Here is a 13,750-nt window from a genome sequence, read left to right on the forward strand (position 1 = left end):
TACTTTGTCCTGACCCACGCCCTGGCCCCGAGGGTTCCCGGGGCCCGCGGCCTGTTCGGGCTAGCCGACCTCGGGGTCGCCCTTCGTGTACGACAGCCGCTCGACCTGGCCCGTCTGGAACTCGTCCTCGACCCGCTTGCCGTTCACGAACAGCTCGATCGCCCCGGCGTTCCCGAGGATCAGATCGACCCGCTCGTCGTCCTGGAAGGTCTTGGACTCGCCCTTGAGCAGCAGCCCGTCGAAAAGCAATTTGCCGTTGTGCGACTTGGCCGAGATCCAGCTCTTGTCGTCCAGGGCGGAGAGCTTCACCGTCACCTTGTCCTTCGGCACCGCCGCGATGGCGCTGTCCGACGGGTCGGGCTTCGGCGGGGCGGGCTTGGTCGTGGACGGCGCCGCCGTGCCGGGCTTCTGCTCGGGCGCCGGCCCCTCGGCCACCTGGCCGCCCTTGCCGTCGCCCCCGCTGAAGAGCGTGAAACCGACGAAGCCGATCACGGCTACGATCGCGGCGACCATGGCGGCCGTCCAGTTGGGGCGGCGCGGTTCGGGACGGATGCGCTCGGCCTCGAAGAGCGGCGCGGCAGGCGTCGGCGAGGGACGTCCACCGTGCCCCGCGTCGTACTGCGCGACGAGCGGATCGGGATCGAGGCCGACGGCACGCGCGACCGTGCGGATATGACCGCGCGCGTAGACATCGCCGCCGCAGCGGGAGAAGTCGTCCTGTTCGATCGCCTGCACGATCGGGATGCGCACCCGGGTGGAGGAACTGACTTCATCAACGGTCAGACCTGCGGCGATGCGGGCTTGCTGGAGCGCATGACCGATCGAAGGCCGGTCGTCTTCGACAGTAGGCTGATCATCTTCGATGGAAGGCTGGTCGTCTTCGATTGAAGGCCGGTCGTCTTCGGGGGAGTTGCCGATGGACACGGGGGCGCCTTTCGAGCGTGTAGCCACCTGCTGGAGGTTCAGTCTATGGGTGGAACGAAAAGGTGGGGCAACCGGGCGAGGGACTTTGTACGCCATCAGAATGGCCGTACATCCTGATGGTGGGACATCAGTCTGTCCCTCCATCCAACTTGACGAACGACCGGGGGAAACGGTTGCTCGCCAAACCCTTACGAGTGAGACTCCCCGCGGATGGCGGCAAGCACTCCATCGAGTTCATCCGGCTTCACCAGAACATCGCGCGCCTTGGAGCCCTCGCTCGGCCCGACGATGTTCCGTGACTCCATCAGATCCATCAGCCGACCCGCCTTCGCGAAGCCCACCCGCAGCTTGCGCTGGAGCATCGACGTCGACCCGAACTGAGTGGATACCACCAGCTCAGCGGCCTGGCAGAGCAGATCGAGGTCGTCGCCGATGTCCTCGTCGATCTCCTTTTTCTGCTTCGTGCCGACCACGACGTCCTCGCGGAAGACCGGGGCCATCTGATCCTTGCAGTGCTGGACGACCACCGCCACCTCGTCCTCGGTGACGAAGGCGCCCTGCATCCGGGTCGGCTTGTTCGCACCCATCGGGAGGAACAGGCCGTCGCCCTTTCCGATCAGCTTCTCCGCGCCCGGCTGGTCGAGGATGACTCGGCTGTCGGCGAGCGAGGAGGTCGCGAAGGCGAGCCGCGAGGGCACATTCGCCTTGATCAGACCGGTGACGACGTCGACCGACGGCCGCTGGGTCGCAAGCACCAGATGGATGCCGGCCGCGCGCGCCAGCTGGGTGATCCGGACGATGGCGTCCTCGACGTCGCGCGGTGCCACCATCATCAGGTCGGCGAGTTCGTCCACGATGACCAGCAGATACGGATACGGGGTGAGCTCACGCTCGCTCCCCTGGGGCGGCTTGACCTTGCCGTTCCTGATGGCCTGGTTGAAGTCGTCGATGTGCCGGTAGCCGTACGCCGCGAGGTCGTCGTAGCGCAGGTCCATCTCCCGCACGACCCACTGCAGCGCCTCGGCGGCCCGCTTGGGGTTGGTGATGATCGGGGTGATCAGGTGCGGAATGCCCTCGTACGCGGTGAGCTCGACCCGCTTCGGATCGACGAGCACCATCCGTACGTCCTCCGGCGTGGCCCGCACCATCACCGAGGTGATCAGGCAGTTGATGCAGGACGATTTGCCGGAGCCGGTCGCGCCCGCGACCAGGACGTGCGGCATCTTCGCCAGGTTGGCCATCACATAGCCGCCCTCGACGTCCTTGCCGAGCGCGACCAGCATCGGGTGCTCGTCCCCCGCGGCGTCCGCGAGGCGCAGCACATCGCCCAGGTTGACCATCTCGCGGTCGGAGTTCGGGATCTCGATGCCTACCGCGGACTTGCCGGGGATCGGGGAGATGATCCGTACGTCGGGGCTGGCGACGGCGTACGCGATGTTCTTGGTGAGGGCGGTGATCCGTTCGACCTTCACGGCCGGGCCCAGCTCCACCTCGTACCGGGTGACGGTGGGGCCGCGGGTGAAGCCGGTGACGGCCGCATCGACCTTGAACTCCATGAAGACATTGCTGAGCGAGGCGACGACGACGTCATTGGCCGCGCTGCGCGTCTTGCCGGGGCCGCCGCGCTCCAGCAGGTCCAGCGAGGGCAGGGCATAGGTGATGTCCCCGGAGAGCTGCAGCTGCTCCGCGCGCGACGGCAGAGGCTGGGACTCGGCGTGTACCGGCGCGGACTTGGTCAGATCCGGTACGGAAGCCTTCGATCCGCTCTCCTTCGGCCCGGCCTCCTCGGCCTCTCGCGCGCTCGGCACGGGGCCGGCGGCTCGCTGCCGGTCGGCGGTGACGTCCCGGGTGAGGTCGGCGACGAGCGGGGAGGGCGGCATCCCGTTCAGTACGGCTCCGTCGAGCGCAGCGGCCGCGGCCGCTGCCACGTCCACGGCGTCCATCGGACGGTCCATGGCGGGCTGCACGGAAGTCCTGCGCGGCCGCCTGCGCTTGGACAGCGCTACGTCCTCGGCAATGTCCGGGTCGAGGTCCGCGGGCGCTTCGCCCCGGCGGGCGGACGAGCGGCGCGCCCCTCCCGGTACAGCATCGCGCCACTGCTCGTCGTACCGCTCGTCGTCCTCGCCGGCCTCGTGGTCCGCTCCCGGGTCGTAGGCCGGCTCGACGATGCCCAGCTTGGAGCCGAGCAGCCGCAGGCGCTGCGGAATGGCGTTGACGGGCGTCGCGGTGACCACGAGCAGGCCGAAGAGGGTGAGGAGCACGAGCAGCGGTACGGCGAGTACCTCGCCCATGGTGAAGATGAGCGGCTTGGACGCGGCCCAGCCGATCAGCCCGCCCGCGTCCTGCATCGCCTCGGTGCCCTCCCCGCGGCCGGGCGAACCGCAGGCGATGTGGACCTGCCCGAGCACGCCGACGACGAGCGCGGACAGACCGATCACGATCCGGCCGTTGGCCTCCGGCTTCTCCGGGTACAGGATCAGGCGTACGGCGATCGCACCCAGCAGGAGCGGCACCAGCAGATCGAGGCGGCCGAACGCGCCGGTCACCAGCATCTCGACGAGATCGCCGACCGGGCCGCGCAGATTGGACCAGGTACCGGCGGCGACGATCAGCGCCACACCGAGGAGCAGCAGCGCAAGGCCGTCCTTGCGGTGAGCCGGGTCCAGCCCCTTCGCTCCCCGTCCTATGCCACGGAACAGCGCGCCCACAGCGTGTGCCAGACCGAGCCAGAGGGCGCGCGCGAGGCGGTACACGCCCCCCGTGGGGGACGGCGCGGGCCTGGGGGCAGCCTTCTTCGCCGCCTTCCTGACGGGTGCTCTCTTCGCGGGTGCGGTCTTCTTGGCGGCAGCCTTCTTGGCGGGCGCCGCCTTCTTCGCGGCGCCGGTCGTACGGCCGGCGCGCGGCTTGGCGGTGCCCGCCGCGCCCTGGGAACCCTTGCCGGACGTGCGTGAGGCCATGGTGGTGAGGTTACCGGTGTCGACGGCAGCGGACACGTGTGCCCACTGCTTCACTCGTTCGTGTCGTGCCAGGAGGGCGGCAGGCTGACGCCCCGGTGGTGGGAAGTTGACGTTCCCTCAAACCCTTGGCGGACGTTCAGTTCTGCGAGGGCAGCGTCGGCGTACCGCCGCCGGTACCCGGCTCCAGCGCGTCGAGCGCCCGGCGCAAACCGGTGAGTTTGCGCTCGAGATGGGCAGCGGTGGCAACTGCGGCGGCGTCGGCCGAGTCGTCGTCGAGCTGCTTGGACAGCGCTTCCGCCTGCTCCTCAACTGCCGCGAGCCGCGCGGAAAGCTCGGCGAGCAGCCCAGCGGGCTCCTTGCTGTCTCCCGCGCTCGCATGCCCGCCGCCCTCCAGCTGGAGCCGCAGGAGCACGGCCTGCTCACGCAGTTGGCAGTTCTTCATGTACAGCTCGACGAAGACCGAGACCTTGGCGCGCAGCACCCACGGGTCGAACGGCTTGGAGATGTAGTCGACCGCACCCGCCGCGTAACCCCGGAAGGTGTGGTGCGGGCCGTGGTTGATCGCGGTGAGGAAGATGATCGGGATGTCCCGGGTGCGTTCCCGCCGCTTGATGTGCGCGGCCGTCTCGAATCCGTCCATGCCGGGCATCTGAACATCCAGCAGAATGACCGCGAAGTCGTCTGTCAGCAGCGCTTTGAGTGCTTCCTCCCCTGACGATGCCCGCACCAGTGTCTGATCGAGCGCAGAGAGGATGGCCTCCAGCGCCAGCAGATTCTCCGGCCGGTCATCGACCAGGAGGATCTTGGCCTTCTGCACCATGGCCCGTCCTCCTCGCCCCGGATGTGCACCGGGCGCCGCCCCAGGGGACGACTCCCTTGCGTCGCCCGTCCTTGTGCCGGTCATGGTAGCCGCACCCCGCCTGTCGCCACACCCTGTCACCGCGATGTCACTGTGCACGTAGCAGAAACGTAGCGGGAGACCAGAAGGTTCCCCGAATACCGCCGTCTCACACACCTCCGGCCACAGTCAGTCAGCAACTCGCCGGGAACCGGGCAGACGTCGCTCACTCCCCGCGCATCCATTGCTCCATCACTGAGAGCAAATGGTCGGGATCCACCGGCTTGGTGACATAGTCCGAAGCGCCCGACTCGATGGCCTTCTCCCGGTCGCCCTTCATCGCCTTGGCGGTCAGCGCGATGATCGGCAGACCCACGAACTGCGGCATCCTGCGGATCGCGGTCGTCGTCGCGTACCCGTCCATCTCGGGCATCATGATGTCCATCAGCACGACCGTCACATCATCGTGCTGCTCCAGGACTTCGATGCCCTCACGGCCGTTCTCCGCGTACAGCACGGAGAGCCCGTGCTGCTCCAGCACGCTGGTGAGGGCGAAGACATTACGGATGTCGTCGTCGACGATCAGCACCTTCTCGCCGTCGAAGGAGAAGGTGCGCCGCTCCACCGACGCCTCCTGGCTGCTGTTCGCCCCGGCCCACTGCTCAGCGGCCGTCGACGCGCCGCCCGCCTGGCCGGGCAGCGCACGCCGCTGCTCCATCGAGCCCAGGGCCTTGCGCCGCCGCCGGAACAGCGCGGCCGGACCGGCGTGGCCGTCCGCGGACGCGGGCGCGGGCGCGTCACGCCGCGCCTGCGGGAGCCCGTCCTCCGATACGTCCTCGGCGGTGCCTGCGTGCTGGCCGGACGTGCCGGGGGTGAGCTGCGGGTAACCCTGCGGCGGCAATTCGCTGGGGTGAAGGGGCAAGTAGAGGGTGAACGTCGAGCCGCGGCCCGGTTCGCTCGCCGCATGGATCTCGCCGCCCAGCAGCCGGGCGATCTCACGGCTGATGGACAGACCGAGGCCCGTACCGCCGTACTTCCGGCTGGTCGTGCCGTCGGCCTGCTTGAACGCCTCGAAGATGACGCGCATCTTGCCGGCCGCGATCCCGATCCCGGTGTCAGTGACCGAGAAGGCGATCAGATCCCCGTCCGCGTCCCGCAGCGAGCCCGCCTCCAGCAACTGCTCGCGGATCGACTGAGGCACATCCGCGCTCGCAGGCCGGATCACCAGCTCCACCGCGCCGCTGTCGGTGAACTTCACCGCGTTGGACAGGAGATTGCGCAGCACCTGCAGCAGCCGTTGCTCGTCGGTGTGCAGCGTCGCGGGCAGCTCCGGCGACACCCGTACGGAGAAGTCGAGACCCTTCTCCGCGGTCAGCGGCCGGAAGGTCGCCTCCACATAGTCGACGAGCTGAACCAACGCGATACGGGTCGGACTGACGTCCATCTTGCCCGCCTCGACCTTCGACAGGTCAAGGATGTCGTTGATCAGCTGGAGCAGGTCGGAGCCCGCCCCGTGGATCGTTTCGGCGAACTCCACCTGCTTCGGCGAGAGGTTCCCCTCCGCGTTGTCCGCGAGCAACTTGGCCAGGATCAGCAGGGAGTTGAGCGGCGTACGCAGCTCGTGCGACATGTTCGCCAGGAACTCCGACTTGTAGCGCATCGAGACCGCGAGCTGCTCGGCACGCTCCTCGAGCACCTGCCTCGCCTCTTCGATCTCGGTGTTCTTCACCTCGATGTCGCGGTTCTGCTGGGCCAGCAGCTCTGCCTTCTCCTCCAGTTCGGCGTTGGAGGCCTGCAGCGCCTTCTGCCGGTTCTCCAGCTCGGCCGAGCGCTCACGAAGCTGCTCGGTCAACTCCTGCGACTGCTTGAGCAGCACCTCGGTCTTCGTGTTGACGCTGATGGTGTTGACGCTCGTCGCGATCATCTCGGCGATCTGGTTGAGGAAGTCCCGCTGGATCTGCGTGAACGGCTGGAAGGACGCCAGCTCGATCACACCGAGGACCTTCCCCTCGAAGAGCACCGGCAGCACGATCACATACGCGGGCGATGCCTCGCCGAGGCCCGAGGAGATCCGCAGATAGCCCGGCGGCACATTGACCTGGATGGTCCGTTTCTCCTCGGCCGCAGTGCCGATCAGCGTCTCGCCGGGCCGGAAGGACGTCGGCATCAGACCGGCGGAGTAGCCGTAACTACCGCGCATGCAGAGCTCGTACGACACCTCCCCGCCCGGTGAGACGACCGCGCGGCCGCCGCCCGTCGGCATCGCCAGGAAGAACGCTCCGTGCTGCGCCGAGACGACCGGAGTGAGTTCGCTCATGATCAGCGAGGCCACATCGTCGAGGTCGCGCCGGCCCTGCATCAGACCGGAGATACGGGCCAGGTTGCCCTTGAGCCAGTCCTGCTCCTCGTTGGCGAGGGTGGTGTCGCGGAGGTTCGCGATCATCGTGTTGATGTTGTCCTGCAGCACCTGGATCTCGCCGGCCGCGTCCACATCGATCTTGAGGTTCAGATCGCCGCGGGTCACCGCGGTCGCGACGGCCGCGATCGCGCGGACCTGACGCGTGAGGTTCCCGGCCATCTCGTTCACCGACTCGGTGAGGTCGCGCCAGGTTCCGTCGACGTCCCGCACCCGGGCCTGACCGCCCAGCTGCCCGTCCGTGCCCACCTCGCGGGCCACCCGGGTGACTTCCTCGGCGAACGACGACAGCTGGTCCACCATCGTGTTGATGGTGGTCTTCAGCTCCAGGATCTCGCCTCGCGCATCGATGTCGATCTTCCTGGTGAGATCGCCCTTCGCGATGGCGGTGGTGACGGTGGCGATCTGCCGCACCTGGCCGGTCAGGTTGGACGCCATCGAGTTCACGGACTCGGTGAGGTCCTTCCACGTACCGGAAACCCCCGGCACATGCGCCTGGCCGCCCAGCTCGCCCTCCGTGCCCACCTCGCGGGCCACGCGGGTCACCTCGTCGGCGAACGACGACAGCGTCGTCACCATCGTGTTGACGGTCTCGGCCAGCTCCGCGACCTCGCCGCGCGCCTCGACCGTCACCTTCTTCGTCAGATCGCCATTGGCGACCGCCGCGGAGACCCGTGCGATGTTGCGCACCTGATTGGTCAGATTGTTGGCCATCAGGTTGACGTTGTCGCTGAGGTCCTTCCAGATGCCGGTGACCCCACGCACTCGCGCCTGACCGCCCAGCACACCTTCCGTACCCACCTCACGGGCGACCCTGGTCACCTCGTCGGCGAAGTCCAGCAGCTGGTCGACCATCGTGTTGACCGTCGTCACCAGTTCGAGGATCTCGCCCTTGGCGTCAACGGTGATCTTCTTCGACAGATCGCCCTTGGCGACCGCCGTCGTCACCTCGGCGATATTGCGGACCTGCGACGTCAGGTTGTTGGCCATGAAGTTGACGGACTGGGTGAGGTCCTTCCAGGTGCCGGAGACCCCCTGGACCTCGGCCTGGCCGCCCAGGATGCCCTCCGTGCCCACCTCGCGGGCGACCCTGGTCACCTGCTCGGCGAAGTTCGAGAGCTGGTCCACCATCGTGTTGAGGGTGTTCTTCAGCTCCAGGATCTCGCCGCGCGCATCCACGTCGATCTTCTGCGACAGGTCACCACGGGCCACCGCGGTGGCGACCTGCGCGATGTTACGGACCTGGCCGGTGAGGTTCTCCGCCATGCCGTTCACAGAATCGGTCAAGTCGCGCCACACACCGGCGACGCCGGGCACCTGCGCCTGCCCGCCGAGACGGCCGTCCGTACCCACCTCGCGCGCGACCCGCGTCACCTGCTCGGCGAAGGCCGAAAGCTGGTCGACCATCGTGTTGATGGTGTTCTTCAGCTCCAGGATCTCGCCGCGCGCATCCACGTCGATCTTCTGCGACAGGTCACCACGGGCCACCGCGGTCGTCACCTGCGCGATCTGCCGCACCTGAGAAGTCAGGTTCCCCGCCATGAAGTTGACGGAGTCGGTGAGTTCCTTCCACGTACCGCTGACGCCGTCGACACGCGCCTGGCCGCCCAGACGGCCCTCCGTGCCCACGTCCCGCGCCATCCGCGTGACCTGATCGGCGAACGAGGAGAGCTGCGCCACCATCGTGTTGACGGTGTTCTTCAGCTCCAGCATCTCGCCCGCGACATCGACCGTGACCTTCTGCGACAGATCGCCATTGGCGACCGCCGTCGTCACCTGCGCGATGTCCCTCACCTGGCCGGTGAGGTTACGGAACGCGGTGTTCACCGAGTCCGTGAGGTCCTTCCAGGTCCCCGCCGCGCCCGGCACCTCCGCCTGCCCGCCCAGCCGGCCCTCGACGCCGACCTCCCGGGCCACCCGCGTCACCTCGGAACCGAACGACTGCAGTTGGTCCACCATCGTGTTGACGGTGTTCTTCAGCTCCAGCATCTCGCCCGCGACATCGACCGTGACCTTCTGCGACAGATCGCCGTTCGCGACCGCCGTCGTCACCTGCGCGATATCCCTCACCTGGGTGGTCAGGTTGCGGAAGACCGTGTTCACCGAGTCGGTGAGGTCCTTCCAGGTTCCGGCGGCTCCCGGCACCTGCGCCTGGCCGCCGAGCAGACCTTCGGCCCCGACCTCGCTCGCCACACGGGTGACCTCGTCCGCGAACGTACGCAGCGTCTCGGTCATCTGATTGATGGTCTCGGCGAGTTGGGCCACCTCACCGCGCGCGCTCACCGTGACCTTCTGCGACAGATCACCGTTGGCGACCGCCGTCGTCACCTCGGCGATACCGCGCACCTGCGAGGTCAGATTGCCGGCCATGGTGTTCACCGAATCGGTGAGGTCCTTCCACACGCCGGCCACACCGGGCACCGCCGCCTGCCCGCCCAGCTCGCCCTCCGTGCCGACCTCCCGGGCGACCCGGGTCACCTCGGAGGAGAAAGAGGACAGCTGGTCCACCATCGTGTTGACGGTGTTCTTCAGCTGAAGCATCTCGCCGGCCACATGGACGGTGACCTTGCGTGACAGATCGCCCTTGGCAACCGCCGTGGTGACGAGAGCAATGTCACGCACCTGAGCGGTCAGCCGGTACGCCATGGTGTTGACCGAATCCGTGAGGTCCTTCCACGAACCGGACATACCGCGCACCTGTGCCTGACCACCGAGCTTGCCCTCGGTGCCGACCTCCAGCGCCACCCGGGTCACCTCGTCGGTGAACGCCGACAGCTGGTCGACCAGGCTGTTGACCGTACGGGCGACCTTCAGGAATTCGCCGCGAAGCGGACGTACCGCCGCATCCGCACCCTCCACCGAGTGCGAGCGCAGCTCCATCCGCTGCTCCAGGTCGCCCTCGGCGACGGCAGAGAGCACCCTGCCCACCTCGGACACCGGCCGCGCCAGATCGTCCACCAGGGCGTTGGAAGCGTCGACGGCGGCCGCCCAGGAGCCCTCACAGGCCCCTGTCTCAAGCCGCTCGGTGAGCTTCCCCTCACGCCCGACCATCCTGCGGACCCGCGCGATCTCACCTGTGAGGTGCAGATTTCGGTCAGCGACCTCGTTGAAGACGGCCGCGATCTCCGCCATCACATCGTCGCCCGACACGGTCAGACGTCGGCGGAAATTGCCGTCCCGCATCGACACCAGAGCCGCGAGCAGCCTGTTCAGAGCCGCCGAATCCACTTCGGTTGTCCCATTGCTCCGGGACCGTCCGCCTTTCGCGCGCGTATTCTTGCCACGCGCCGCCACGCCAGACTCCACCGTGTCCCTCCCGCAGGGGTTGACCGTTCTGCCCAGACTGTCCAAGGACAGCCTGCCCAGTGTTTCACCATGGCCGAACCAGGCCATAACAGTTCGGCAGCTTCGCATAGCGTCCCCGCCCCCAGTGGGCGGAAACAGCGGCAACCGGCATCCGCTCGGACAGCGAAGGTAAGTAACCTGGCATCCGGCTGTCCAACCGCCCCGGTCCGCCCGGCGGGGGCGGCATGACGCAAGTACTACCACCGGGCACCGGGAGGGGCAGGCCGATCATGGCAGAGCCGGGCGTCGAGACGCGTACGAGGAGTTCAGTGATCACCGCGCGGGCGGCTGCCAGCTTCGACCCTGTCGGGCGGTCCGTCGCGACCGCCCGCGCCTTCGTCCGCGACACCCTCCAGGGGTGGGGGTACTCCGACGTCGTGGACGACGCGGTCGTCCTCACCAGCGAACTCGTCACCAACGCCGTCGTGCACGCGGGCACCGCCGCCGATGTGCTCTGTCTGCGTACGGACGAGGGTGTACGGGTCGAAGTCGCCGACCGATATCCCGAGCGCGAGATCCCGATACAGGGCACCGGCCGGTCGCTCGGCAGCCTCGACCGCGAGAACGGGCGTGGACTGCTCCTGTGCGCCGCTCTCGCCTCCCGCTGGGGCGTGGAGTACTCCCCCACCTACAAACAGGTGTGGTTCCAACTCGACCTTCCCCAGCGCCCCGTGGGCACCCGGTCCGCCGGCCCGGTCCTGCCGATCCCGCTGCTCCCGGTCGCCGACGCACGCGTACGCGTCGCCGTCACCCAGATCGACCGCACCGGTTCCATCTCCGTCTGGAACGAAGACGCGCAACACCTCTTCGGGTACGCCGCCGAGCAGGTGATCGGCAAACCGCTGACGGACTTCGCCGCCTGGCCGCAAACCCCCGGCATCGGCACCGGCATCGCCGAGGCGCTCCAACTCTCCCGCTGGGAGGGCAGTTACGGCATCCGCGGCACCGACGGCCGCGTCGTCCCCGTCTACGCATCGCACCTGCGAGTCCGCGACACCAATGGCGAACCGTCCACCGTCTGCCTTCTCGTGCGCGACGACGAACGAGCCGTCATCCAGAGCCCGCAGCGCGCTCCCGTGACCGAGACGGGCGCGGAGAGCCACGCATCGGACCCCTTCGAGGTCTTCATCGGCTCCCCCGCCCCCGAAGACCTCGACGGCCTTCTCCAGCGCACCGTCGAGCGCGCCCGCGACATGCTCGACGGCGACGCAGCCTTCCTGCTGCTGGCCACAGACGACGAGACCGAACTCGAAGTACGGGCCACCACCGGCCTTCCGTCGGCCCGTCAGCGCTTCGCCCGCGTCCCTGTCGAGGCCGGTACCAGCCGCTACGGCTCCGCCCGCATGCCCGCCGTCCACGAGGACCTCACAGCCGTCCCGGGCGCCGTCCCGCTCCTCAACTCCACCGGCATGCGCTCGGTCGTCACCGTCCCGCTCAAGGTCGAGGGCCGCCTCACCGGCTCGCTCGGAGTCGCAGCCGAATCCGCGGGCCGCTACTCCAACGAGGAGGCACTGCGCCTCCAGTTCGCCGCCGACCGCATCGCCCTGGCCGTCGAATCGGCTCGCCTCGGCGAACTGGAACGCCTGCGCCGGGGCTCACTCTCCTTCCTCGTCGAGGCATCCGACCTGCTCGCCGGAACTCTCGACCGGGACCAGACCCTGGCTCTGATGGCCCAGATGACGGTCCCCACCCTCGCTACCTGGTGCGCCGTCTACACCATCGCCGACCAGGCATCCGATCCGTATCTCAGCTACGTACTCCACGAGGACGAGGAGCGGATCGACGGCCTCAAGGCCCTCCTCTCCAAGATCGACCCGCCCGACCCCGTGCCCACCCCCGGCGCGCGCGTCTGGACAGCCCCCGCCGAAGCCGGCCAACGGGCTGCCCTGCTCACCTCCAAGCGTGAACTCGGCCTCGGCTCCGGTCCGCCGGTCTCCTCCGGCATCGGCACCACCCTCGCCACAGCCGCCGCGGTCGGCGGCGAGACGGTCGTCCTCCCGCTCGTCGCCCGCAACCGCGTCATCGGCATGCTGACCCTCGGCAAGCCCTCCGACGACCACTTCCGCCAGGAAATCCTGGAACTCGCCGAGGACCTCTCCCGCCGAGCGGCCCTCGCCCTCGACAACGCCCGCCTGTACTCCGAGCGCGTGGCCATCAGCCAATCCCTCCAGCGCAGCCTGCTGCCGCCCGAACTCCCGCAGATCCCGGGCGTCGAGGTCGAGGTCATCTACCGCGCGGCCGGTGAAGGCAACGAAGTCGGCGGCGACTTCTACGACCTCTTCCCGATCCGCGACGGCGCGTACGGCTTCGCCATCGGCGACGTCTGCGGTACGGGCCCGGAAGCCGCGGCCGTCACCGGCCTGGCCCGCCACGCCCTGCGCCTGCTCGCCCGCGAGGGCTTCGGCGGCCCTGCCGTCCTGGAGCGCCTGAACGCCGCGATCCTCGACGAGGGCGCCCGCAGCCGCTTCCTGACGCTCCTTTATGGCGAGTTGTGGCCACAGGAGGACGGCAGCGCGGTCCTCAAGGTCGTCTGCGCCGGCCACCCGCTCCCTCTCCGCCTGCGCCAGGACGGCACCGTGGAACCCGCGGCGGAACCGCAGCCGCTCCTCGGCGTCATGGACGACCTGGAGCTGTACGAGCAGATGGTGACCCTCGACCCGGGCGACGTTCTGCTCTGCGTCACGGACGGCGTCACCGAACGCCGCGAGGGAACACGCATGTTGGGCGACGACGGACTCGCCGACCTTCTCACCACATGCACGGGCCTCACGGCCGGCGCGGTCGCCTCACGCGTCCTGCGCGCGGTCGAACGCTTCGCCGCCGAACCGGCCTCCGACGACATGGCGATCCTCGCGATGCGCGTCCCGGAGCCCCACAGGTCCTGAACGTGAAGAAGGCCCCCGCCAGTTGGCGGGGGCCTTCTTCGCTGCTGAGCCCCAATACGGAATCGAACCGTAGACCTTCTCCTTACCATGGAGACGCTCTACCGACTGAGCTATTGGGGCCTGCTGCGCTGTGGCAACGGGGTAGATCATACCCTGAACAGTCGGCTGCTTCGAACCACCATCGCCGATAGTGGACAACAACACCCCTCCGCCGGCGAAGTACCGGGACCGAGTTACCAGACACGTACCGCCTCCCGGACATTGGGCCACAACCGGCCAGGCAGCAAGGACCAGACGCATCCCAGGAATCGTCCTGAACGCAAAAATACCCCAGTCCCCGGACAAGGTCCGGGGACTGGGGCTAATGATTGTTCGGCGGTGTCCT

At 68.2% G+C, this 13,750-nt stretch carries 5 protein-coding genes and 1 tRNA gene; 1 reads left to right on the forward strand and 5 read right to left on the reverse strand.

Annotated elements, in window-relative coordinates; genetic code table 11:
- Positions 1-60: 60 nt before the first annotated feature.
- The 4 genes from J7E87_RS33005 to J7E87_RS33020 all read right to left on the reverse strand — a co-directional run bounded on the left by J7E87_RS33005 (position 61) and on the right by J7E87_RS33020 (position 10,441).
- A complete protein-coding gene (locus J7E87_RS33005; RefSeq protein WP_215098305.1) occupies positions 61-924 on the reverse strand; it encodes a helix-turn-helix domain-containing protein in 864 nt (287 codons plus the stop codon).
- Between the two features lie 188 nt (positions 925-1,112).
- Positions 1,113-3,881 (reverse strand): DNA translocase FtsK, encoded by a 2,769-nt coding sequence (locus J7E87_RS33010; protein ID WP_251018358.1) that lies wholly within the window; start codon positions 3,879-3,881, stop codon positions 1,113-1,115.
- Positions 3,882-4,017: 136 nt separating this feature from the next.
- Positions 4,018-4,701: a two-component system response regulator gene (locus J7E87_RS33015; RefSeq protein WP_215098307.1), complete on the reverse strand. Its 684-nt coding sequence runs from the start codon at positions 4,699-4,701 to the stop codon at positions 4,018-4,020.
- 244 nt (positions 4,702-4,945) lie between these two features.
- Positions 4,946-10,441 (reverse strand): HAMP domain-containing protein, encoded by a 5,496-nt coding sequence (locus J7E87_RS33020; RefSeq protein WP_308313176.1) that lies wholly within the window; start codon positions 10,439-10,441, stop codon positions 4,946-4,948.
- Positions 10,442-10,710: 269 nt separating this feature from the next.
- On the opposite strand from J7E87_RS33020, the gene J7E87_RS33025 reads away from it, so the two are divergent.
- On the forward strand, positions 10,711-13,365 hold the full coding sequence (locus J7E87_RS33025; protein ID WP_215098308.1) for a SpoIIE family protein phosphatase: 2,655 nt from the start codon (positions 10,711-10,713) through the stop codon (positions 13,363-13,365).
- A 47-nt stretch (positions 13,366-13,412) separates the two neighbouring features.
- On the opposite strand, the gene J7E87_RS33030 is transcribed toward J7E87_RS33025, so the two are convergent.
- A tRNA-Thr gene (locus tag J7E87_RS33030) sits at positions 13,413-13,485 on the reverse strand.
- Positions 13,486-13,750: the final 265 nt, after the last annotated feature.

Source organism: Streptomyces sp. ISL-1, assembly GCF_018614585.1.
GTDB classification, from domain to species: domain Bacteria; phylum Actinomycetota; class Actinomycetes; order Streptomycetales; family Streptomycetaceae; genus Streptomyces; species Streptomyces maoxianensis.